General features: G+C 65.1%; 20 protein-coding genes. 15 read left to right on the top strand and 5 right to left on the bottom strand.

Going from position 1 to position 22,292, the window contains the following annotated elements; all coding sequences use genetic code 11:
* The first annotated feature begins 3 nt into the window (after positions 1–3).
* The 7 genes from A6F65_RS00690 to A6F65_RS00660 are packed head-to-tail and all read left to right on the top strand — an operon-like array spanning position 4 to position 7,967.
* The gene (locus A6F65_RS00690; RefSeq protein ID WP_067784668.1) at positions 4–1,257 is read left to right on the top strand and encodes a sarcosine oxidase subunit beta family protein; all 1,254 of its coding nucleotides are present in this window, start codon (positions 4–6) and stop codon (positions 1,255–1,257) included.
* Position 1,258: 1 nt separating this feature from the next.
* Entirely contained in the window at positions 1,259–1,531 is a 273-nt protein-coding gene (locus tag A6F65_RS00685; RefSeq protein WP_067784665.1) for a sarcosine oxidase subunit delta, read from the top strand.
* A complete protein-coding gene (locus A6F65_RS00680; RefSeq protein ID WP_067784662.1) occupies positions 1,528–4,389 on the top strand; it encodes a glycine cleavage T C-terminal barrel domain-containing protein in 2,862 nt (953 codons plus the stop codon). Before A6F65_RS00685 ends, A6F65_RS00680 begins: the two co-directional genes overlap by 4 nt.
* Positions 4,382–4,891, top strand: coding sequence for a sarcosine oxidase subunit gamma (locus tag A6F65_RS00675; RefSeq protein WP_067784659.1), 510 nt, complete (start codon positions 4,382–4,384; stop codon positions 4,889–4,891). The genes A6F65_RS00680 and A6F65_RS00675 overlap by 8 nt, the downstream gene beginning before the upstream one ends.
* A 46-nt stretch (positions 4,892–4,937) precedes the next feature.
* On the top strand, positions 4,938–6,098 hold the full coding sequence (locus tag A6F65_RS00670; RefSeq protein WP_157093001.1) for a TauD/TfdA family dioxygenase: 1,161 nt from the start codon (positions 4,938–4,940) through the stop codon (positions 6,096–6,098).
* Positions 6,095–6,697 (top strand): HD domain-containing protein, encoded by a 603-nt coding sequence (locus A6F65_RS00665; RefSeq protein WP_067784654.1) that lies wholly within the window; start codon positions 6,095–6,097, stop codon positions 6,695–6,697. Before A6F65_RS00670 ends, A6F65_RS00665 begins: the two co-directional genes overlap by 4 nt.
* 43 nt (positions 6,698–6,740) lie before the next feature.
* Positions 6,741–7,967, top strand: a complete 1,227-nt coding sequence (locus tag A6F65_RS00660) for an MFS transporter (RefSeq protein ID WP_067784651.1) — start codon at positions 6,741–6,743, stop codon at positions 7,965–7,967.
* Here the strand turns inward: A6F65_RS00660 and A6F65_RS00655 are convergent.
* Complete coding sequence (locus A6F65_RS00655; protein ID WP_205631888.1) at positions 7,964–9,082, bottom strand: GlxA family transcriptional regulator; 1,119 nt, start codon at positions 9,080–9,082, stop codon at positions 7,964–7,966. The two genes, A6F65_RS00660 and A6F65_RS00655, sit on opposite strands and share 4 nt — an antisense overlap.
* A 75-nt stretch (positions 9,083–9,157) precedes the next feature.
* Here A6F65_RS00655 and A6F65_RS00650 point away from each other — a divergent pair, with 75 nt between their 5' ends.
* The 8 genes from A6F65_RS00650 to A6F65_RS00615 are packed head-to-tail and all read left to right on the top strand — an operon-like array spanning position 9,158 to position 16,885.
* Positions 9,158–9,847 (top strand): corrinoid protein, encoded by a 690-nt coding sequence (locus A6F65_RS00650; RefSeq protein ID WP_067784645.1) that lies wholly within the window; start codon positions 9,158–9,160, stop codon positions 9,845–9,847.
* Positions 9,848–9,888: 41 nt separating this feature from the next.
* Positions 9,889–10,581, top strand: coding sequence for a DUF1638 domain-containing protein (locus A6F65_RS00645; RefSeq protein ID WP_205631887.1), 693 nt, complete (start codon positions 9,889–9,891; stop codon positions 10,579–10,581).
* Positions 10,574–11,017, top strand: a complete 444-nt coding sequence (locus A6F65_RS00640) for a methylenetetrahydrofolate reductase C-terminal domain-containing protein (RefSeq protein ID WP_067784643.1) — start codon at positions 10,574–10,576, stop codon at positions 11,015–11,017. Before A6F65_RS00645 ends, A6F65_RS00640 begins: the two co-directional genes overlap by 8 nt.
* Positions 11,010–12,065, top strand: a complete 1,056-nt coding sequence (locus tag A6F65_RS00635; RefSeq protein ID WP_067784640.1) for a methylenetetrahydrofolate reductase — start codon at positions 11,010–11,012, stop codon at positions 12,063–12,065. Before A6F65_RS00640 ends, A6F65_RS00635 begins: the two co-directional genes overlap by 8 nt.
* Positions 12,066–12,078: 13 nt before the next feature.
* A complete protein-coding gene (locus A6F65_RS00630; protein ID WP_067784637.1) occupies positions 12,079–12,984 on the top strand; it encodes a methyltetrahydrofolate cobalamin methyltransferase in 906 nt (301 codons plus the stop codon).
* Positions 12,977–13,375 (top strand): GFA family protein, encoded by a 399-nt coding sequence (locus tag A6F65_RS00625; RefSeq protein ID WP_067784634.1) that lies wholly within the window; start codon positions 12,977–12,979, stop codon positions 13,373–13,375. The genes A6F65_RS00630 and A6F65_RS00625 overlap by 8 nt, the downstream gene beginning before the upstream one ends.
* 7 nt (positions 13,376–13,382) lie before the next feature.
* Complete coding sequence (locus A6F65_RS00620) at positions 13,383–15,335, top strand: ASKHA domain-containing protein (protein ID WP_067784631.1); 1,953 nt, start codon at positions 13,383–13,385, stop codon at positions 15,333–15,335.
* A 14-nt stretch (positions 15,336–15,349) separates the two neighbouring features.
* Entirely contained in the window at positions 15,350–16,885 is a 1,536-nt protein-coding gene (locus A6F65_RS00615) for a trimethylamine methyltransferase family protein (protein ID WP_067784629.1), read from the top strand.
* Between the two features lie 21 nt (positions 16,886–16,906).
* Here A6F65_RS00615 and A6F65_RS00610 read toward each other — a convergent pair whose 3' ends face one another.
* The 4 genes from A6F65_RS00610 to A6F65_RS00595 form a co-directional block, all read right to left on the bottom strand.
* A complete protein-coding gene (locus tag A6F65_RS00610; protein WP_067784626.1) occupies positions 16,907–18,253 on the bottom strand; it encodes an NAD(P)/FAD-dependent oxidoreductase in 1,347 nt (448 codons plus the stop codon).
* Between the two features lie 116 nt (positions 18,254–18,369).
* Positions 18,370–19,656 (bottom strand): M24 family metallopeptidase, encoded by a 1,287-nt coding sequence (locus tag A6F65_RS00605; RefSeq protein WP_067784623.1) that lies wholly within the window; start codon positions 19,654–19,656, stop codon positions 18,370–18,372.
* Between the two features lie 9 nt (positions 19,657–19,665).
* The gene (locus A6F65_RS00600) at positions 19,666–21,117 is read right to left on the bottom strand and encodes an aldehyde dehydrogenase family protein (protein WP_067784621.1); all 1,452 of its coding nucleotides are present in this window, start codon (positions 21,115–21,117) and stop codon (positions 19,666–19,668) included.
* Positions 21,114–22,277, bottom strand: coding sequence for an aromatic ring-hydroxylating oxygenase subunit alpha (locus A6F65_RS00595; protein ID WP_067784617.1), 1,164 nt, complete (start codon positions 22,275–22,277; stop codon positions 21,114–21,116). Before A6F65_RS00595 ends, A6F65_RS00600 begins: the two co-directional genes overlap by 4 nt.
* Between the last annotated feature and the right edge of the window lie 15 nt (positions 22,278–22,292).

Raw genomic sequence — 22,292 nt, 5'->3', positions numbered from 1 at the left:
CCGATGGTGAAGTTCAGCGCCCTTTCCCTGTTCGCCAAGGCACTCGGCCACCACAAGGCGTGGCCGGAGCAATGGCCCGACGCCGCGCCCAAGAAATCCTACGATGTCATCATCGTGGGCGCGGGCGGGCACGGGCTGGGTGCCGCCTATTACCTGGCGAAGAAGCACGGCATCACCAATGTCGCCGTGATCGAGAAGGGCTGGCTGGGCGGCGGCAACACGGGCCGCAACACCACGATCATCCGCTCCAATTACCTCTATGATGAGAGCGCGCATCTCTACGACCATTCGGTGAAGCTGTGGGACGGGCTGAGCCAGGACCTCAATTACAACGTCATGTATTCCAAGCGCGGCGTGCTGATGCTGGCGCATAATGTGCACGACGTTCAGAGCTTCAAGCGGCACATCCATGCCAATCGCCTGAACGGTGTCGACAATGAATGGCTGACCCCGGAAGAAGCGAAGGAATACTGCCCGCCGCTGTCGATCGATCCGGCCGCGCGCTATCCCGTGCTGGGCGCGGCCCTGCAGCGGCGCGGCGGCACGGCACGGCATGACAGCGTGGCCTGGGGCTATGCCCGCGCGGCTGCGGCGCTGGGCGTGGACATCATCCAGAACTGCGCCGTCACTGGCATCCGCCGCGGGGCCGACGGCGCGGTGCAAGGCGTGGAGACCCAGCGCGGTTTCATCGGCGCGAAGAAGATCGGTGTTTCGGCGGCAGGCAACAGCTCGCTGATCATGAAGATGGCCGGGCTCGATTTTCCGCTGGAGAGCTATCCGCTGCAGGCGCTGGTCAGCGAGCCGGTGAAGCCGGTCTTCCCCTGTGTCGTCATGTCGAACACGGTCCATGCCTACATGAGCCAGAGCGACAAGGGCGAGCTGGTGATCGGTGCGGGTACGGACCAGTATGTCAGCTATTCCCAGCGCGGCGCCTCCCACATTATCGAGCACAATATCGCGGCCATCTGCGAGATCTTCCCGATCTTCCGCCGCATGCGCATGCTGCGTAGCTGGGCAGGGACGGTGGATGTGACGCCCGACCGCTCGGCGATCCTGGGCAAGACGCCGGTGAAGGGCCTGTATGTGAATTGCGGCTGGGGCACCGGCGGCTTCAAGGCCACGCCTGGCGCGGCGGACCTGCTGGCCTGGACCATCGCCAAGGACGAACCGCACCGCATCAATGCGCCCTTCACGCTGGAGCGATTCCGCAACGGGCGCCTGATCGACGAGGCCGCCGCTGCTGCGGTGGCGCACTGATATGCTGCTGATCCGCTGCCCCTATTGCGAACAGGACCTGCCGGAGGTGGAGTTCACCTATGCCGGCGAAGCCCATATCGCGCGCCCGCTCGACCCTGCCGCCCTGTCGGACGAGCAGTGGGAGAAATACCTTTTCGTGCGCGCCAACCCGCGCGGTCGCCACAATGAACGCTGGCGGCACAGTTTTGGCTGCGGGCGCTTCTTCAATGCCGTGCGCGACACGGTGAGCGACAAGTTCGAAGTGACCTACAAGGCCGGGGAGCCTCGCAAATGAGCGGCTGGCGCGTAGAGGGACTGGGGCGGATCGATCGCTCTAAGCCGGTCGCCTTCCAGTGGGACGGCACGGCGCGCGAAGGCTTTGCCGGCGATACGCTGGCGAGCGCGCTGCTGGCCGATGGCGAAACGCTGTTCGGGCGCAGCTTCAAATACCACCGGCCGCGCGGGCTGATGTCGGCCGGCACGGAAGAGGCCAATGCGCTGGTCTCCGTCGACCGCGGGCCGGGCCGCTTCACGCCGAACCTGCGCGCCACCATGGTCGAGATCTACAGCGGCCTCGACGCGCGCAGCCAGAACCGCTGGCCGTCTCTCAAGACGGATTTCGGCGCGATCAACGACCGGCTGGGGCGCTTCTTCCCTGCGGGTTTTTACAACAAGACCTTCATGTGGCCGCGCAGCTTCTGGGAGAAGCTGTACGAGCCTGCGATCCGCAAGATGGCGGGACTGGGCGACGCGCCCGAACTGCCCGATCCCGATCATTACACTGCCGAATACCTCCATGCCGAAGTGCTGGTCGTCGGCGCTGGCCCGGCTGGTATCGAAGCCGCCTTGGAAGCGGCGCGGGCCGGCGGGCGGGTGGTGCTGGTGGACGAGCAGGACGAGCTGGGCGGCGGCGCGCTGTCCGACCCGGCGCAATGGCCCGCGCTTGAGGCTTCCGTGCGCGAGCTGGAGCAGGCTGAGAATGTCCGCATCCTGCGGCGGACCACGGCGCTCGGTTATTATCACGACAATTTCATCACCGCGATCGAGCGGCTGACGGATCACCTGCCGGAAACCGGCAATGGCCCCCGCGAAAAGCTGTGGCGCATCCGCGCAGGCGAAGTGGTGCTGGCGCAGGGCGCGATCGAGCGTCCGCTGGTTTTCGAAGGCAATGATACGCCCGGCGTGATGCTGGCTTCGGCCGCGCGGACCTATCTCCACCGCTACGGCGTGGCGGTGGGCCGCAATGTCGCGCTGATGGCCTGTCACGACAGCGGCTGGCACGATGCATTTGCCATGCAGGATGCCGGCGTAAAGGTCGCCGCCATCGTCGATTACCGGGCCGATGTGCCGGGTGACCTGATCGACGCCGCGCGCGACCGGGGCATTTCCTACCACCTCGATGCCAGCGTGTTCGAAGTTGAAGGCCGCCATGCGGTTTCGGGCATTTCCATTGCCGGCAATGACGGTTCGCGTCGCAGCAAGATCGCCTGCGATGCGCTGCTGATGGCGGGGGGCTGGACACCCAGCATCCACCTCTGGTCGCATTCGAAGGGTTCGATCACCTGGGATGACACATGGGGCGCTTATCTGCCTGACAAGCCGCATGAGAACGTCCGCTGTGTTGGCGCGTGCGGGGGCGCATGGGATTTCGGGGGCGGGGTCAATCTGGACCGCCTGCCCACGCCCAAGGACCCGGCCACCGTCAAGGCATTCGTCGATTTCCAGAACGATGTGACCGCCAAGGACATCGCCCTTGCCGTGCGCGAAGGCTTCAAGTCGATCGAGCATATCAAGCGCTACACCACCACCGGCATGGCGACCGACCAGGGCAAGACGAGCAACCTCAACGGCCTGCAGCTTGCCTCCACCGCGCTCAGCCGCCCGATCCCGCAGATCGGCCTGACCACCTTCCGCCCGCCCTATACACCGCAGACCTTCGGCGCGATGGCGGGGCATGCGAAGGACGCGCTGTTCCAGGCGACGCGCACGACCAATATCGACGGCTGGGCCGAGGAACACGGCGCGGTGTTCGAGCCTGTCGCCCAGTGGCGCCGGGCGCGCTATTTCCCGCAAGGCGGCGAGGACATGCACGCTGCGGTCAACCGCGAGTGCCTGGCGGTGCGAGAGGGTGTGGGAATTTTCGATGCCTCGACGCTTGGCAAGATCGAAGTCGTCGGCCCGGATGCCGCCGAATTCCTCAACCGCATGTACACCAATCCGTGGAAGATGCTGGAGCCGGGCCGCTGCCGTTATGGCCTGATGTTGAAGGAAGACGGCTTCATCACCGATGACGGCGTTTCCGCGCGGCTGGCGGACGACCGCTTCCACCTGACCACCACAACCGGCGGCGCGCCGCGCGTGCTGACGATGATGGAGGATTACCTCCAGACCGAATGGCCGGACCTGGACGTCTGGCTGACCAGCACGACAGAGCAATGGGCGGTCATCGCGCTGCAGGGCCCGAAGGCGCGCGACGTCATTGCGCCCTTCGTGGAGGGCATCGACCTCTCGCCCGAAGCCTTCCCGCACATGGCGGTTCGCGAAGGCAAGATCTGCGGCGTGCCCACGCGCCTGTTCCGCGTCAGCTTTACTGGCGAACTCGGCTTCGAAATCAACGTGCCTGCCGCCTATGGCCGCGCGCTGTGGGAGCGGTTGATGGAAGCCGGCGCAGCGCATGGCATCACGCCCTACGGGACCGAGACGATGCACGTGCTGCGTGCGGAGAAGGGCTACATCATCGTGGGCCAGGACACCGACGGCACGATCACGCCCACCGATGCGGCGATGGACTGGGCCATTGGCAAGAAGAAGACCGATTTCGTGGGCATGCGCAGCCTGAAGCGCCCCGACATCGTCGCGGCCGGGCGCAAGCAGCTGGTTGGCCTGCTGACCGAAAATCCGGAAGAGGTGCTGGAGGAAGGCGCGCAGATCGTGGCCGATCCGAACCAGCCTGTGCCCATGACCATGCTGGGCCATGTCACCTCGAGTTACTGGAGCGCCACGCTGGGCCGTTCCATCGCCATTGCCATGGTCGCAGGCGGGCATGGCCGGATGGGCGAAACACTCCATATCCCGATGCCGGGCAAGACCATTCGCGCCGAAGTGACCGGCATGGTCTTCTATGATCAGAGAGGGGAGAAGCTCGATGGCTGAGGCGCTTCGCCGCAGCGAGCCCGTGCCGCTCGCCCCTGCAGAATTTGCCGGCGTGACGATCGCGCTGGAGCCGCCCATGGCGCGCTACTCCCTTCGTGCGCGCGATCCGGCCCTGCTGGACAAGGCCATCGGCGGCGTCTTGCCGCGCAAGATCGGTTCGATCGGCGATGGCATCATCTGCCTTGGACCGGACGAATGGCTCATGCGCATGCCCGCCGGCACAGCTGCTCCCGGGAAGCCGGGCGAACCGCTGAGCGTTGTCGATGTGTCGGAGCGGCAGGTTGCCATATCCATCGAAGGCCCGCGTGCGGTGGAAGTGCTGCGGCGCGGCAATCCGCTGGACCTCGAAAACTTCCCGGTCGGCAGTGGCAAGCGCACCGTCTTCGAAGCCACAGAAATTGTCCTGATACGCGAAACCGATACGCGCTTCGTGATCGAGGTCTGGCGCAGTTTTGCTGAATTCGTCTGGGGTGTGCTGGTGAAGGCAGCCACCGAGAGCTGAACCGGTAGGAAGTGCGAGGTGCGCACTGCGGCCCTCGCGCAAGGCATTGAGAGGTGTCGATATGGTGCAAGGCGTAACTCTTGTCGCGGACCAGCAGACCGGCGGGGCGATCATCGCCCGCGGCACGGCAGACCGGCTCCACCTCCATCCTATCTGGCTGCGCGAAAGGGTAAACGACCCCGCGCTCGTCGACCCGGTCAATCACCAGCGCCTGTATGAACCCAATGACCTGCCGGGCGACCTGCGCGTGGCGGATATCGCGGCGCTGGAAGACGGGGCCTTTGCCATCAGCTTCAGCGACGGTTTCAGCTCGCGCTTCGATGCCGCGCGCCTGCTGGTGGAATGCGGGTGGGAGGACGATCCGGAGCGCACGCCGTCGCCGATCGCCTGGACCAATGCCAGCGGCGAAATCCCGTCCGTGGATTTCGCTGCAATCGACACGGCGGACGGCATGCACGCGCTGCTGGACGGTTTCTTCGCGCGCGGCTTCTGCATCATCCGGGGCACGCCGCACCAGCCGGGCGACCTTGACGCGCTGGCCCAGCGCTTCGGCTATATCCGCGAGACGAACTGGGGCCGCCTGTTCGACGTCTACAGCAAGCCGGTCGCCACCGACCTTGCCTATACCGGCCTCGCGCTCGCCGCGCATACGGACAATCCATACCGCTTCCCCGTGCCCGGCATCCAGTTCCTCCACTGCCTTGAGAATAACGTGGCGGGCGGGCTTTCCACCGTGGTCGACGGGCTGGCGCTGGTCGAGCACATCGAAGAGGTCGCACCGCAGGAAGCACGCGTGCTGGAAGAACTGCCCGTACGCTTCCGCTATGATACCTCCAGCTGCATCGTCGAGGACGCGAGCCCGCTGGTCGAGCGGGACAGCCTGGGCCGATTAATCGGTCTGCGGCTGAGTTCGCGGCTCGATTATGTGCTGCCGGCCGAGCCGGAGAAGCTGGACCTGTTCTATTCCGGCAGGCGGCGCTTGCAGAAGCTGGCGAACGATCCCAGGTTCCAGCTGAGTTTCCCCTTCGAGCCGGGCCTGCTGCTGATGATGGACAACCGCCGCACGCTGCATGGCCGCACCGCTTTCGACGGGACCAGCGGCCGGCGCCACCTGCAGGGCTGCTACATCGATCATGACGGGCCGCGCAGCCTGTGGCGCACACTGATGCGCGATGGCGTGGCCAGCCTCGGGCGCGAAGCGGCATGAGCGGCGCGGGCAAGGTCACTTTCACCCGCATGGATGAAGGCACGCATGACGATTACGCGCTGCTGGAAGAGCATGAGGCGGCTTTCAAGGCGCAGCTGCCGGCGCGGCTGATGGCACGGCTGCGCGCCATGGATGACGGGCTGTCGGGATACCAGGTATCGCGCCTCGATCATTCGCTGCAAACCGCCACGCGAGCACGGCGCGATGGAGCAGATGCAGACTGGGTGGTGACCGCGCTGCTGCATGATCTGGGCGACGAGCTGGCGCCGGAAAACCACGACACGCTCGCTGCCGCCATCATCGCCCCCTATGTGCGCGAGGAGTGCACCTGGGCGACGCGCCATCACGGCATTTTCCAGTTCAAATATTATGGCGACAAGGTCGGGCTCGACCCCGATGCGCGCGAGAAATACCGGGGCGATCCGCACTTTGCGGCCACCGCGCATTTCTGCGAGGCGTGGGACCAGACCAGCTTCGATCCCGCCTATGCAACGGAGCCCCTGGAAAGCTTCGCGCCGGAGCTGGAGGAAGTGTTCTTGCGGCCGGCGTGGGACGAGGCCTATCTGCGCCCCGGATTCGTAACGCGATTCGTGAGTTGAGTTCACGGCGGGCTGCGTGCCTGCCCCGGACCTAAGGTGCAGCATGACCCGGATATTCCTCGCCCTCGGCTCGCTGTTCGTCTCCTCCGCGATCCTGCTGGCCGGCGGGGCGCTGCAGAACACGCTGATTTCGATCCGGGCGAGCATGGAAGGCTTCGCGCTCCAGTCGATCGGCATCGTCATGGCCGGGTATTACGCCGGCTTCATCCTTGGCTGCGTGATGACGCCGGAGATGGTGCGCCGCGTTGGCCACATCCGGGTGTTCGCCGCCCTGTCTGCATTGGCTGCCGCATCCAGCCTGATCTTCGCGATAGAAGCATCCGCATGGCTGTGGACGGGCCTGCGCGTGGTGGTCGGCTTCAGTTTTGCCGGTCTCTACATGCTGATCGAGAGCTGGATCAACGAACGCTCCACCAATTCCAATCGCGGGCAGGTTCTGGCGATCTATCGCATCATTGATTTCGCGGCGATGACGGTGGGCCAGTACCTGCTGCTGCTGGCCGATCCTGCAGGCTTCATCCTGTTCTCGCTGGTCGCCGTGCTCATCGCGCTCGCCATCGTGCCCGTCGCCCTGACGCGGATCGAGCATCCCTCGCCCCCGCGCGAGGCGAAGCTGAACCTGCGGCGGCTATGGGCGGTGTCCCCGCTGGCGGTGGCGGGCTGCTTCGTGGTCGGACTGACCAATGGGGCCTTCTGGTCCATCGGCCCGATCTACGTGCAGCAGATGGGATACGGGTCGGCGATGATCGCGACCTTCATGAGCGCGGCCATCCTGGCAGGCGCGGCGGCGCAATACCCGCTCGGCCTGATGTCGGACGTGATCGACCGGCGCAAGATCCTGATCCTTGCATCGACCGGTGCAGCCATCGCCGGCGCAGCACTGATGGTGCTTGGCACACGGTCGGACTTCGCCATGCTGGCAGGCGCGGGCGGTTACGGCATCTTCGCCATGGCGCTGTTCGGCCTGGCGGCGGCCCATGCCAATGATCATGCGGAGCCGGACGATTTCGTGGCGATCAGCGGCGGGCTGCTGCTGATCTATGGCCTTGGCTCGGTGGCAGGGCCGCTCCTTTCGCCATCGATCATGACCGCGTTCGGCCCGTCGGCCCTGTTCGGTTACACGGCGGCGATGCATGCCGCGCTGGTGGTGTTTGGCCTGTACCGCATTGCGCGGCGCCGCAGCGTCCCGGCCAGCGAGCAGGACGGGTTCATCATCGCCCGCCCGACCACACCCGCGGTGTTCGAATTCGATCCGCGTAGCGGCGACTAGGCGACCCGGTCATCGATCGGCAGGCGATCCTTTACCGGTGCCTGCCGCTCCGCACTCGGCGTATTGCCGAATGCCTCGCGGTAACATTTCGTGAAATGCGCCGGAGACGCAAAGCCGGTTGCCAGCGCCACCTGCACAACCGGGAGCGCAGTGTGGCCCAGCAAATGCCTGGCGCGGGCGAGCCGGAGGCCGAGATAATAGCGCGAGGGCGTCTTCTCGAAATGCATGGCAAACAGCCGTTCCATCTGGCGCGGCGACAGGCCCGCGCCTTCCGCGATGCGGTCCAGCGGTGCGGGGTGCTCGATCGCCTCTTCCATCAGCGCGATGGCCTGGAGCAGCTTGGGATGCCGCACGCCGGTCCGCTCCAGGATGGAAAGGCGCTGCGGCTCATGCGCCTCGCGGGCGAAGTGATGGACCATCAGCTCGGCCACGCCGACGGCCAGCTCCCGCCCGTGGTCCAGCGCGATGAAGTGGATCATCATGTCCAGCGGGGCCGTACCGCCCGAGCAGGTCACGCGGTCGCGGTCGATTTCATACAGGCGCGAGGTAATTTCGAGCTCCGGAAAATTCTCGGCAAAGCTGACCAGGTCTTCCCAGTGGACCGTGCAGCGATAGCCGCCAAGCAGGCCGGCCTCGGCCAGGATGATGCTGCCCGTGCACACCCCGCCAAGCGATTCGGTATGCCGCGCCTGCAGGCGAAGGGCATTCAGCAGCGCCGGTGACGCGTGATCTGCGGCAGAAAGCCCTGCGCAGACCAGCAGCACGCCCCCTTTGGCCACGTCCGCCAGCGAACCATCCGCCACTACGCTGACGCCATTGCTGGCTTTCACCTGGCCGCCATCCAGCGTGGCCACGCGCCAAGAATACAGGGTGCGTCCCGCCGTCCGGTTGGCCGCGCGCAGGGGCTCGATCGCGGCGGTAAATGCCATCATCGAAAACTCGGGGACGAGCAGGAATGTGAATTTGCGGGTGGGCGCAGCAGGCACGCCGTTTTCGCCGCCGGTAAACTCGCCCATGCCCGTCTCCTCTCCGCACTCGCTGAGCGCGTCGATAATGTCGCATTTATAGCATTTGTTGTCGCATGCAGAATAGACAGAAAGCGCAGGCCTACGCATTTTCCATCCACTCCCGGAAGAGGAGGTCCCGGGCGGTCAATTGCCGCCCTCGTCGCGCTGGAGAGGATGCGGCTTATGAGCGAAGATTCCGAAGAAATCATCCTGCGTGATCTGAACGACGACGATCTCGTCGAGCAGATGAAGGACGACCTCTACGACGGGCTGGCGGACGAAGTGCACGAAGGCACCACGATCCTGCTGGAACGCGGCTGGGACGCGAACGAAGTGCTGAGCGACGCGCTGGTCGAAGGCATGCGCATCGTGGGCGTCGATTTCCGCGACGGCATCCTGTTCGTGCCCGAAGTGCTGCAATGCGCAGGGGCCATGAAGTCCGGCATGGAACTGCTCCGCCCGATCCTCGCAGCCAGCGAGAACAAGGCCAGCCTCGGCAAATATGTCATCGGCACGGTCAAGGGCGACATCCACGACATCGGCAAGAACCTGGTCGGCATGATGCTGGAAGGGGCCGGTTTCGAAGTGATCGACCTGGGCATCAACAACCCGATCGAGAACTACCTCGCCGCGATCGACGAGCATGAGCCTGCGATCCTGGGCATGTCCGCCCTGCTGACCACCACCATGCCGTATATGGGCGTCGTGATCGAGGAGCTGGACAAGCGCGGCATCATGAAAGAGCTGCCGGTCATGGTTGGCGGTGCGCCGCTGAACCAGGAATTTGCCGATGCCATCGGGGCAACCCAATATGGCCGCGATGCTGCGATGAGCGCCGAACTCGCCCGCGCGCTGGTTGGGCAGAACCACTGATGAGCGGCGCCGCTCGCCGGTCGGGCGGACGGCAGTCTCGATTGGCACGGCGCGCCCGTCCGCAGGGCGAATCGGGTGCAGTCGGGGCGACGCTGGCGACCACCACGCGCAATCCCGATGGCCCGGCGCTGATCCTGGCCTGCGGTGCGCTGGCGAACGAGATCATCGCCCTGCGCAAGCAGCTGGGCGTGGGCGAGGATGCGCTGGTGCTGCATTGCCTGCCGGCAGAACTGCATAACCGCCCGGCGCAGATCGCGCCGCGCGTCGATGAGTTCCTGGCGCAGCACCGCGAAAAGTATTCGCAGGTCCTGATCGGCTATGGCGATTGCGGGACGGGCGGCGCGTTGGATGCCGTGCTGACCCGCCATGATGCAGAGCGGCTGCCGCATGCCCATTGCTATGAATTCTATGCCACCAGCCCGGTATTCGAGGACATTACCGAGGCAGAGGTCGGAAGCTTTTTCGTCACCGATTTCCTGGTCAAGCATTTCGACCGGCTGATCTGGGAAGGGCTTGCGCTGGATCGGCACCCGGAGATGCTTGAGAGCCTGTTCGGCAATTACCGCGACCTTGTTTACCTGGCGCAGGCCGATGTGCCGCTGCTGCGTATCAAGGCCAAGGAAGCGGCCGACCGGCTGGGCCTGAATTACGTATTCCGCGATGTGGGTTATGGCGACCTGGCCAGTGCCGTGGCAGCCGTGGCGCGCGAATCCGGGGCGCAGCCGCATGTATAGCGTGCGCCTGTGGTCAGTGCGCCATTCGCGCGGGATGGAGCGCGTCTACAACGCGATCAACCCGGCAATCGTGAAGCTGCTACGCGGTGTGACGAAGGTGTTCGGCCGCAGCCTGGACCGCCCGATCACCGCCGTGGAGCGGGTGGGCAAGGAGTTCTTCTTCGACTGCAAGATGTGCGGCAACTGCGTGCTTTCCAGCACCGGCATGTCCTGCCCGATGAATTGCCCCAAGACGATCCGTAACGGCCCGTGCGGCGGCGTGCGCGAGAACGGCATGTGCGAGGTGAAGCCGGAAATGCGCTGCGTGTGGCACGCTGCGTGGGACGGGGCGAGCCGGATGCGCGAAGGCAGCGAGGCGATCCGCGACCTGCAGTTTGCCGTGGACCAGCGTAACAAGGGCAAGTCATCCTGGCTGAGGCTGGCCCGCGATGAGTGACGATTTCGCCTTCGACGAATATGGCGCCAATCCCGGCGACCCGCTGCCGATGCGCGAGGGGTATTCCTCGCACGGCCGGTTCGAGCGCGTGCTGCGTTCAGGCCATTTTGCCATCACATCCGAAATCGCTCCGCCCGACAGCGCCGATCCGGACGAGGTGCTCAATCGCGCCTCGCTGTTCGATGGCTATGTCGACGCCATCAACGCGACGGACGGGTCGGGCGCCAATTGCCACATGTCCAGCCTGGGCGTCTGCGCCCTGCTGACGCGCGTTGGCTATTCGCCCATCATCCAGATCAGCTGCCGCGACCGGAACCGCATCGCCATCCAGGGCGACGTGCTGGGGGCCGCCGCGCTGGGCGTATGCAGCGTGCTGTGCCTGTCCGGCGACGATGTCAGCGTGGGCGACCATCCGGAAGCCAAGCCCGTCTTCGATCTCGATAGCGTATCGCTGCTGCAGACCATCCGCACCCTGCGGGACGATGAGCATTTCCTGTCCGGCCGCAAGCTGGATGAAGGCCCGCGCCTGTTCCTTGGCGCGTCGATCAATCCCTTCGCGCCGCCGATCGCCAACCGCGTCGACCAGTTCGCCAAGAAGGTCGCGGCAGGTGCGCAGTTCGTCCAGTCGCAATATTGCTTCGACGTGGACATGGCGCGCGAGTTCATGAAGCGCGCGGTCGACATGGGCCTGGCGGAGCAATGCTATACGCTGATGGGTGTGGGCGTGCTGGCCAGCGCAAAGACCGCCATGTGGCTGCGCAGCGCCATTCCCGGCGTGCATATCCCCGATGCGCTCGTTCGCAGGCTGGAGCAGGCCGAGAAACCGCGCGAGGAAGGCCGGGCCATCGCTGTCGAGCTGATGCAGCAGCTGGCCGAGATCGAAGGCATCAACGGCATCCACCTGATGGCTTACAAGCAGGAGCAGTTCGTGGGCGAGATCGTCACGCACTCCGGCGTGCTGGGCGGCCGCAAGCCGTGGGCCCTCGCGGGCGCGGAAGACGCGCTGCAGACCAATATCGAACATCAATTCCAGGCGGCTCAAGGATAAGGACCCACCCCGCATGTCACGAACCGTACTCAGTTCCGCCTCAAAGGAAGTCATCATCGGCTTCGACCAGCCCTTCGTGATGATCGGGGAGCGGATCAATCCCACCGGGCGCAAGCTGCTCGCCGCCGAAATGATGGAAGGCGACTATTCGCGCGTCCAGGCCGATGCGCTGGCGCAGGTGGAAGCGGGCGCACAGATGCTGGACGTCAACGCTGGCATCCCGCTGGCGGACGAGCCGAAGATCCTCGCCGAGGTGGTCCAGCTGGTGCAGTCGGTGACCGACGTGCCGCTGTGCATCGACAGCTCCATCATCGAAGCGCTGGAGTCCGGGCTTGCGGCTTACCAGGGCCGCGCTCTGGTCAACTCCACCACGGCCGAAAGCGAAGTGATGGAACGCGTTTTGCCGCTGGTGAAGAAATACGATGCCGCCGTGGTCGCCATTTCCAATGACGAGACCGGCATCTCGGAAGATCCGGACGAGCGTTTCAAGATCGCCAAGCTGATCGTGGAGCGTGCGCAGGACCACGGGATCAAGCCGCAGGACGTCGTGGTGGACCCGCTGGTCATGCCGATCGGCGCCATCAATTCCGCGGGCAAGGACGTGTTCCGCCTGATCCGCCGCCTTCGCGAGGAGCTGGGCGTCAACACCACCTGCGGGGCATCGAATGTCGGTTTCGGCCTGCCCAACCGGCACGCCATCAACAACAGCTTCCTGCCCATGCTGCAATGCGCCGGCATGACCAGCGCGATCCTGAACCCGCTGCATGAAGGGCTGGTCCCCGCCATCAAGGCGGCGGACGTGCTGAACGGCAACGATCCCAATTGCGCCAATTGGATCAAGACTTACCGCGAACCGCCTGCCGAAGGCGAAGGCGAGGGCCGGGGCGGTCGTCGCGGCAGCCGCCGCCGCCGTGGCTGACCTGCGCACCGGGCAGTGCCTCTGCGGTAATGTGACTTACCGCGCAGAGGGGCTGCGCGACATCTGGTACTGCCATTGCCGGCAGTGCCGCCATGTCACCGGGCATTACATGGCCGCCTGCCGCACCGGGAATGGAGAGCTGGACTGGGACGGGCTGATTTCCTGGACGCCGCATTCCGGATCGTCGGAGCTTGCGCGCTGCCGGCAATGCGGCACGCCGCTGTTCTGGCGCCAGCGCGCGGGCAAGACCATCAGTGTCCTGGCCGGAAGCCTGGACGACACTGCAGGTCTCGCCACGCCCGGCCATATCTTCACCGCCGAAAAGGGCGATTATTACGATGTGACCGATGGGTTGCCCGCATGGCCCGGACAGCCATCGGGAGGCTGCTGAGGCACGCATGACGCAGCACAAGGTCATCTTCACGCCTTCCGGCATCCGCGCCACGGCCAGCGGTGAGGACACCGTTTACGACGTTGCGCTGGCCGCCGGCGTGGACCTGCAATCCATCTGCGGCGGCAAGGGCATGTGCAACCGCTGCCAGGTGGAAGTGGAGCCGGGCAGCCACGCGAAATACGGCATCACCGTGGGTGAAGATGCCCTGTCCGATTTCACCGACAGCGAGAAGCGGGCAATAGAGAAGGGGCGGCTGCAACCCGGCCGCCGGCTGGCCTGCCGCGCACGCGTCCTGGGCGATGTGGTGGTGGATGTGCCCGCCGACGCGCGCGAATACGACACCAGTATTTCCAAGACCTCGGTCGCCTTCCTGACCGATCTCGCACCGGCCGTCACGCTTCACATGCTAGAGCTGCCGCAGCAGGAGCTCGACGATAACCCCTCCGATGCCGAGGCGCTGAGCGCCGCCCTGCGCCGGTTCGGGATCGAAGCTTCGCCCAAGCATCGCACGCTGGTGAAGCTGCAGCCGATCCTGGCGAAGAACAACCGGCGGCTGATCGCGGTGGTGCGCGACGACCGGGAAATCATCGACATCTGGCCGCCGGAGATGTTCCACGTCTACGGCGCGGCAATCGACATCGGTTCGACCTCCATCGCGCTTTATGTCTACGATCTCTCGCAGGGCGAGCTGGCCTATGAGGCGAGCGCGATGAACCCGCAGATCCGCTTCGGCGAGGACCTGATGAGCCGCGTGTCCTACTGCATGCTCAACAAGGGCGGTGAGGAGAAGCTGACCAAGGCCGTGCGCGAGCAGGTCGCCGCCATGCTGGAGCAGGCGCGGGTGACGCTGAGCCTGGGCCAAAACCAGATCCTGGAAGTGGTCGCAGTGGGGAATCCCATCATGCACCACCTGTTCCTCGGCATCTCTCCGGTGGAGCTTGGCCAGGCGCCCTTCACGCTGGCCGTCAAGGACCAGTTCCAGGTGCCCGCCCGCCTGCTCGACCTCGGCATATCGGAAAGCGCGCGTGTTACCATGCTGCCGCTGATCGGCGGGCATGTGGGGGCGGATACGACAGGCGCGTATCTTACGCAGATCGACGCGATGGAGGGCCGCAGCGTCCTGCTGGTCGATATCGGCACCAATGCGGAAATCGTGCTGAGCCACGGCGGGAAGGTCGCCGCGGCGTCCTCCCCCACGGGCCCCGCCTTCGAAGGCGCGGAGATCAGCGCCGGGGTGCGCGCCAGCAAGGGCGCGATCGAGCGCGTACGGATCGATCCTGCGACAGGCTCCGCCAGGGTCCGCATCATCGGCCATGACGAATGGAATTCCGACAGCGACGGATCGGCCCTGCCGCACCGCGTCAGCGGCATCTGCGGTTCCGGCATCTTCGAAGTGATGGTGGAACTGGCGGATGCCGGCTTCATCGACCGGGGCGGCCTGTTCCGCCCTGAAGCATGCCCTGCGCGCTTCGTGCAGGACGGGAAGAGCTGGAAGTTCCTGCTGGTCGACCAGCCGGGCGCGCAGATCTGGATCAAGCAGACCGATATCCGCAGTGTGCAGCTGGCCAAGGCAGCTCTGGCGGCGGGCGTGCGGTTGCTGACCGACCATTTGGGCTGCGAGAGCTTCGACGAGGTGCTGCTGGCCGGCGCTTTCGGCAACCACCTCGATTCCTCCTACGTCGCGCGCATCGGCATCATCCCGGGGGCCGAGGCGGACCAGATCCGATCCATCGGCAATGCCGCAGGGATGGGCGCGGCCATGGCGATGTTCAACCGCGCCGAGCAGCAGAAACTGGTCGAGGCGGTGCGCCATATCGAAAAGGTCGAGACCGCGACCGAACCCAAGTTCCAGGACTATTTCGTGGAGGCGATGGCATTCCCCTCCGCCCCGCAATCGAATGATGAAAACCAGCAGGGGCGGGGCCGCCGGCGCCGCTCGCGCGACAGGACAGCATAGGAAGGACCATTACCATGGCGAGAGAAGGACGTTCCGGGGGCCGCCGCGGCCGCGCCGCAGCCAATGCTGCCGAGGCACAGCCGCGCGCAGCCTATATCAAGCGCAAGATCCCGCCCTATGAGGTGCTGGGCGATGCCGACCTGGCGACAATCGAGGATAATGCCGAGACGATCCTCTCCGAGATCGGGATCGACATCAAGGACGACCCGGAAACCATCGAGATCTTCGTCAAGGCCGGCGCGACCGCCGATGGCGAGCGCGTGCGCTTCCCGCGCGGCATGTGCCGTAACCTCATCCAGGCCACCGCGCCCAGGCAGTTCACGCAGCACGCCCGCAACCCGGCCAACAATGTAGAGATCGGCGGCGACAACACCGTGCTCGTCCCGGCTTACGGCTCCCCCTTCGTCTATTCGCGCGAGGAAGGCCGCCGCTACGCGACGATCGAGGACTTCCGCAATTTCGTGAAGCTGGCTTACATGGCGGACAGCCTGCACCATTCGGGTGGCACGATCTGCGAACCGGTCGACCTGCCGGTGAACAAGCGCCATTTCGACATGGTCTACAGCCACATCAAATACAGCGACAAGGCCTTCATGGGTTCGGTCACGCACCCCGACCGCGCCGAGGATTCGGTCGCCATGGCCAAGATCGTATTCGGCGACGATTTCGTCGACCAGAACTGCGTGCTGATCAATCTGATCAACGCCAATTCGCCCATGACCTTCGATGACACCATGCTCGGTTCGCTGAAGGTCTATGCCAAGCACAACCAGGCCGTGATGGTCAGCCCCTTCATCGTGGCAGGCGCGATGAGCCCGGTAACGGTGGCCGCAGTGGCCGCGCAGTCGCTGGCCGAGGGCATGGTCGGCATGTCGCTCGCCCAGCTCGTGCGCCCCGGCGCGCCGGTTATCTACGGCAATTTCGTCAGCTCCATGTCCATGCAGTCCGGCGCGCCGACCTTCGGTTCGCCGGAGGCTTCGCTGGTCATCAACACCGGCGCGGCGCTGGCCCGCCGCCTTGGCGTGCCGTTCCGCAGCGCGGGCGGCTTTACCGCGTCCAAGGTGCCCGACGCGCAGGCGGCTTACGAAGCTGCCAATACGCTGCAGCAGGGCCTGCTCGCGGGCGTGAACTTCATGCTGCACACGGCTGGCTGGCTCGAAGGCGGGCTCGCCATGGGGTACGAGAAATTCGTGATGGACTGCGACCAGGCGGCCATGATGGCGGTCTATGCCAATGGCGTGGACATGACGGAGAACGGACAGGCGATGGACGCACTGCGCGAAGTCGGCCCCGGCCAGCATTTCCTTGGTTGCAGCCACACGCAGGCAAACTTCAAGAGCGCCTTCTACCGCTCCACCATCGCCGACAACAACAGCTACGAGCAGTGGGTCGAGGACGGCTCGCTCAGCGCGGAAGACCGTGCGGAGAAGCTCTATAAACAGCTGCTTTCCGATTACGTACCGCCCGCGCTCGACCCGGAAATCGACGCGCGGCTGGTGGAGTTCATGGAAACCCGCAAGGCGAGCTTCCCGGATTCGAATATCAGCTGAGGCCTGCCTGCCCCCGCTCCATCAGCTCCAGGGATAGGGGCTGTTGGAGACGGGGTGCAGCTTGCCTTCCTCGTAGCGCGCGAAGCGGAAGGGTTCGAGCAGGCGGCTTTTCTCGCCAAGGATTTCCTGCGCTACCAGCTTGCCGACGCCGATCATCTTGTAGCCGTGATTGCTGTCCGCGATCACCCAGGCGTTGTCGCGGAACACGTCGATCACAGGGAAGCTGTCGGGCGTGAAGCAGCCGACGCCGCCAGAGGGCTCCTTGTGGTAATCGGCCATGCGGCCTTCGAAACGCTTCTGGCAATGGGCGAGGGCGGAAACCCACATCACCGCGAAATCGGGCGAGGAAATCCACTCCGGGCTCGCCGGACCGTAGGGGTCGATCGCCAGCTCTTCCGCCGGGGTCGTCACCTCGTAGGGCATGGCGCCGCCCTGGATGCCGTTGAAGTTGAAATCCGGCTTGTAATAGATGCCCCACAGCTCGTTGGTGATCAGCGATCCGTCCACCGTGGAATAGAGCGGGGCGTCGGTATCGATATGGATGACGGGCGGCATGGCCCCGTCATTGGTCTTCTGGATCTCGGGATCGACCGCCAGAACGCCTTCTTCCAGCTGCCAGAACTTCCACATGGGAACGCCTTGGTGCAGCGTGCCATCACTGCCGCGCACTTCGATGGTCTGCGGCAGTTCCAGCATCGACCACATGTCGCGCACCCACGGACCGGCGCCGATAACCACCTGGTCGCAGCGGATTTCGCCGCGGTCCGTCAGCACCGCCTCGATTGCGGAGGAATTGCCGCTGGCGGCGCGAAAGCCGGTAACCGTCGTGCCGCCAAGCAGCCGCACGCCTTCGCTCTCGGCCTTTTTCCAGACGCCCTTCATCGCCAGCATATTGTTGGCGTAGCCCCCCTTCTTCTCATGCAGGACGGAGGTGATCCCCTTGGCCTGCCAGTCGGAAAAGATCGATTGCATGTAACGCGCGCTGTCGCCTTCCCCTTCTACGAAGGTGCTGTCGTAGCCGATGGCCTTCTGCTGATCGTAGATCGAGGCGACATCTTCATGCATGCTTTCGGGCGAGATCTGCATGTAGCCTACCGGGTGGTAGCTGTAGGTCTCGGCATCTTCCTCCCAGACCTCGACCGAATGCGCCATCAGCTCGCGCATGGCAGGCTGGAAGTAGTTGTTGCGCACCACGCCGCAGGCGATGCCCGATGCGCCCGACCCCACATCGCCCTTGTCGACGATCACGATATCCTCGCCAGAGCCAAGCCCGCGTTCGCGCAGCATCACCGCGAGGTGATAGGCGACCGAGAGGCCATGCACGCCGGCACCGACGATCACATATGGGGCATGTTCGGGAAGGGTCATTGCGCAGCGCTCCTCAATCGCCTGGCGTGCAGCGTGCCATTGCCGGTGCCGCAGGCCAATTGCCGAAGCCTTGCATCACGGCCTCTGATGGCAGCGAACAGAAATGCTTGGCCAGCTCAGCACGCGAAAGCCGGGTCGATCGGGAAGTGGGTCAGCCGCTCGTTCCCCGTATCGATGACCAGTACCATGTCCTCGTGCTTCACCCCTTCGCCGCCGTGTTCGGAGCCGACGAAGGCCTCCACCGCGAACACCATGCCGGGCTTCACCAGGCCTTGCGGATCGGTTTCGTCCGAGTCCTCGGGATAGCGGATTGCCGGGCATTCGTCCGCCATACCGACACCGTGCGCCAGGACGCTGTACCTGTGCGCACGGAACTCTTCGGGCAGGCGGTGGGCCTGCGCACTAATCTCGGCAAAGCTGGTGCCGGGGACGATCAGCGCGGCATTGTGAGCGACATGGGCGAGGGCGATGTCGCTCAGGCGCCGCTGGTGGTCTGATGGCTTGCCATCCCCTGCCAGCCAGCTGCGCGAATAATCGACGCAGTAACCGTAGGCGCCGATCAGGTCCGTATCGAAGGCAACGATGTCGCCAGCCTCGATGATGCGCCCGCTGCATTCCTGGTACCATGGGTTGGTGCGCGGGCCCGAGGTCAGCAGCCGCGTTTCGATCCATTCGCCGCCGCGCTTGATGTTGCCGGCGTGGAGGTGGGACCACAGCTCCACCTCGCTGATTCCGGGCTGGAAGGCTTCCCGCATTTCGGCGACGCTCGCGTCACAGGCAGCGATGGCGCAGCGTATCGCGGCAATCTCGTCGGCGGACTTGATCTCGCGGGCGCGCTCCATTGCGGGTTGGCCCTCGGCAAGCGCGGCGCCGCATTGCTGGAATGCGAAGATGACCGAAGGGTCTGCGCGGTCGATTGCGAGGCGCCCGCCGCCCCCGCCCGCTTCGCGCAGCACATACATGACCTCGGTCGCAAATCTCGCGGCGGGAACGCCGGCGTGCTCGCCGTAGCTGAAGACCGGCGCGCCCCCGCTCGCGCGCGTCTCGCCCACCAGCGGCAGGTCTGCGGAGAGATGCGCGCAGCCCTTGAAGTCCCACAGGATCACGCGCCCGGCGGCAGATACCAGCACCGCGCGGCACGGGTTGTGTGCGACCCAGAGCTGCATGTTGGGGCAATCGGTGATGTAGCGGATATTGACCGGGTCGAAGCACAGCATGGCGGAGATGCCGCGCCGGTTTATCTCGTCAATGACACGACCCAAGCGGTAGGCGCGCATCGCGTCCAGGTCCGGCAGGATGAGGTCAAGCGCCTCCCATTCGCTTAAGGCGATGCGGCTGGGCGCGCTGCTCTTGCTGCCAGCCGAGGCGGTTGTCCTCGCACCCGGGCCGATGCGCGATCGCATGGAGGCTGCTCAGTCCAGCGCCACGGCGATGTTCTTCGTGCGCACGTAATTGAGCAGGGCCTCCGCGCCCTTCTCCCGCCCGAAACCGGATTTTCCGACGCCGCCGAAGGGTGTCTGGATGCCGCCGGCAAACCACTTGTTGACGAAGACTTGGCCCGCACGCAGCCGGTTCGCCGTTCGCAACGCGACGCCGATGTCGCGCGTGAACAGGCCCGCGACCAGCCCGAATTCGGTGCCATTGGCAAGCGCGATGGCCTCGTCCTCGCTGTCGAACGGCGTGACACACAGGACCGGTCCGAAGACCTCCTCCTGCGCGATCGGCGAGGCTGGGTCGACATTGTCGAGGATGGTGGGCGCCATGAAATGCCCCGGCCGGTCTATCCGCGCACCGCCGGTGGCGACCTCCTGTCCGTCGCTGCGCGCACGGGCGACCATGGCCTCCACCCGGTCGAGCTGCGCGGCGGAGATCTGCGGTGTGTGATCATGGTTGGACAGGCCGTCACCCACGCTAAGCGATCCGGCCATGGCGACCAGCCGCTCCATGATCTCTGCGTGGCGCGAGCGATGGACAAGTAGACGCGACATGGCCGAGCAGACCTGCCCGGCATTGTTGAAGATGCCCCATTTGACGCTCTCGACCAGCGCGTCCGCATCGGCATCCGCATAAGCGATGGCTGCCGACTTTCCGCCGAGTTCGACCAGGGCCGGCGTGACTATATCCGCGGCGGCATGGAGTATGGCCTGCCCGGTGGCGACTGAGCCTGTGAAGACGATCTGGTCGACGTCCGGCGATCTGACCAGCCTGGCCCCAAGATCGGCGCCAATTCCGTTGAGGATGGAGACCGCGCCCTTGGGAACCCCCGCCCGATCGATAGCATGGCCCAGCATCAGCAGTGCCGCCGGGTCGAGCTCGGGGGCCTTCAGGATCGCGCAATTGCCCGCCGCGAGGGCCGGGGCGAGAGACCGCGCGGCGAGCGAGACCGGGTAATTCCAGGGAATGATCTGCGCCGAGATGCCATACGGCTCCAGCACCGTGAAATCGGCAAGACCGGGACCAAGGGGTATCGAGCGGCCTTCGATCTTGTCCGCGAGGCCGGAATAATATTCGAAATAGGCGGCAGCCTCGGCGAATTCGCCTTGCGCATCCTCCAGCCGCTTGCCGCTCTCGCGCGCCAGCAAGGGGCTGCCTTTCTGCGCCAGGGTGCGGATCTCGGCCGCGATACGGCGCAGCAAGGCGGCGCGCTCGGCGGGCAGCATGTCCGAGATTGCGCCGCGGGCCACGCAATCTTTCGCCGCGCCGATGGCAACGTCCAGGCTCTCGCTGCCGGCGATGGCCGCATCCAGCACGCGTTCTTCGGACGCCGGATCCTCTACTGCGATCGATTCACCGCCATCACCGCCGCGCCATTCGCCTGCGACGAAGTTGCGGGCAAGCCCGTCTGCAGCGAAATCATCCGTCATCCAACGTCCTCCAGAAGCCTGCCTGCAATCCACTGGTGGAAGGCATGCGTTGGCCTGTCCATCGCCGGGGCGAACTTTCCGCCATCGAATTTCAAACCGCTACGGCCGCGTTGCATGCCTTCGACCGATGCGACGTCTTCCTCGAACACGGTGCGCCACAGCTGGGCATTGCGTTCGCGCAAGGCAGTCCACTCGTCGCCGGAAACCCCGGCATCGGCATAGTAAAGCGCAACATGTTCGCGCGTGCGCGCCGGGCCATCAGGCTCCAGCACGATGGCAAAGCTGTGATCGCGGTGGACACCCAGAAGGACGTTGGGAAACAGCGAGATATATTCCCCTTGTGTCTCCCAGCTTTCCGACAGGTTGGCAAAATCGGGAAAGCGCTGGCCTTCCTCACCTGCGAGCTGGCGGTAAACCCGGGTGCCCTGTCCCGCAAAATGGCCAAGCTCGATGATGTCGTAATGATCCTCCAGCCGCGAATAGGTGTTGAGTGCGGGGTGTACGAAGGGGAGGTGATAAGCCTCGCAGTAATTCTCGACTGCAAGTTTCCAGTTGGTGCCGACATCGATGGTGAAGGCGCTTTCCTCCCCGCAGAAATGCACGGGCTGATCGAACTCGGCCCATCGCTCGATGGCGGCGGCGGCGTATTCCTCGAACGGAGGCGCTGTGCCCGATACATTGACGAAGACCACATCCTGCCAGACGTGGGAGGCGATCTCGACCAGCCCGAACTCGCCCTTGTCGAAGGCCGGATCGCTGTTCTTGCCGGGGCCGCCAAGGTGCGGCGTTGCGGCCAGCGCGCCATCGAGCTTGTAAGCCCAGCTGTGATAGGGGCAGCGGATGAGGTTGCCCGGCACCTTGCACGGCGCATCCACCAGCACGGTTCCGCGGTGACGGCAGACATTCTGGTACACCCGCACCTGCCCTTCGCGGTCGCGGACGATCAGCAGCGGCATGCCCAGGAAAGTGACGGGGTGGACCTGCCCGCTTGCAGGCACATCCTTGCCAAAGCCGATCCCGCTCCAGTTGCGGAACAGGACCTCGTCGCGCTCTACCGCGAAATGGTCGGGGCCGGTGTAGTGCTCATTGGGCAGCCCGCGTGCCTGTTCGATCGGCAGGCGGACCTTTTCCAACGCTTCGATATCGAGAACAGACGGCATGCGCACGGCCTCTTC

Origin of the sequence: Paraurantiacibacter namhicola (assembly GCF_001687545.1) — a bacterium.
GTDB classification, from domain to species: Bacteria; Pseudomonadota; Alphaproteobacteria; order Sphingomonadales; family Sphingomonadaceae; genus Paraurantiacibacter; species Paraurantiacibacter namhicola.
Note: the sequence above shows the minus strand (reverse complement) of the source record. Positions and strands in the feature narration are given on the sequence as shown.

Coding starts and splice junctions, on each gene's coding strand:
- A6F65_RS00650 (WP_067784645.1), top strand. CDS start 9,158: ATGAGCGAAGATTCCGAAGAAATCATCCTGCGTGATCTGAACGACGAC.
- A6F65_RS00685 (WP_067784665.1), top strand. CDS start 1,259: ATGCTGCTGATCCGCTGCCCCTATTGCGAACAGGACCTGCCGGAGGTG.
- A6F65_RS00610 (WP_067784626.1), bottom strand. CDS start 18,253: ATGACCCTTCCCGAACATGCCCCATATGTGATCGTCGGTGCCGGCGTG.
- A6F65_RS00660 (WP_067784651.1), top strand. CDS start 6,741: ATGACCCGGATATTCCTCGCCCTCGGCTCGCTGTTCGTCTCCTCCGCG.
- A6F65_RS00620 (WP_067784631.1), top strand. CDS start 13,383: ATGACGCAGCACAAGGTCATCTTCACGCCTTCCGGCATCCGCGCCACG.
- A6F65_RS00690 (WP_067784668.1), top strand. CDS start 4: ATGGTGAAGTTCAGCGCCCTTTCCCTGTTCGCCAAGGCACTCGGCCAC.
- A6F65_RS00665 (WP_067784654.1), top strand. CDS start 6,095: ATGAGCGGCGCGGGCAAGGTCACTTTCACCCGCATGGATGAAGGCACG.
- A6F65_RS00605 (WP_067784623.1), bottom strand. CDS start 19,656: ATGCGATCGCGCATCGGCCCGGGTGCGAGGACAACCGCCTCGGCTGGC.
- A6F65_RS00655 (WP_205631888.1), bottom strand. CDS start 9,082: ATGCGTAGGCCTGCGCTTTCTGTCTATTCTGCATGCGACAACAAATGC.
- A6F65_RS00635 (WP_067784640.1), top strand. CDS start 11,010: ATGAGTGACGATTTCGCCTTCGACGAATATGGCGCCAATCCCGGCGAC.
- A6F65_RS00615 (WP_067784629.1), top strand. CDS start 15,350: ATGGCGAGAGAAGGACGTTCCGGGGGCCGCCGCGGCCGCGCCGCAGCC.
- A6F65_RS00640 (WP_067784643.1), top strand. CDS start 10,574: ATGTATAGCGTGCGCCTGTGGTCAGTGCGCCATTCGCGCGGGATGGAG.
- A6F65_RS00595 (WP_067784617.1), bottom strand. CDS start 22,277: ATGCCGTCTGTTCTCGATATCGAAGCGTTGGAAAAGGTCCGCCTGCCG.
- A6F65_RS00675 (WP_067784659.1), top strand. CDS start 4,382: ATGGCTGAGGCGCTTCGCCGCAGCGAGCCCGTGCCGCTCGCCCCTGCA.
- A6F65_RS00600 (WP_067784621.1), bottom strand. CDS start 21,117: ATGACGGATGATTTCGCTGCAGACGGGCTTGCCCGCAACTTCGTCGCA.
- A6F65_RS00680 (WP_067784662.1), top strand. CDS start 1,528: ATGAGCGGCTGGCGCGTAGAGGGACTGGGGCGGATCGATCGCTCTAAG.
- A6F65_RS00630 (WP_067784637.1), top strand. CDS start 12,079: ATGTCACGAACCGTACTCAGTTCCGCCTCAAAGGAAGTCATCATCGGC.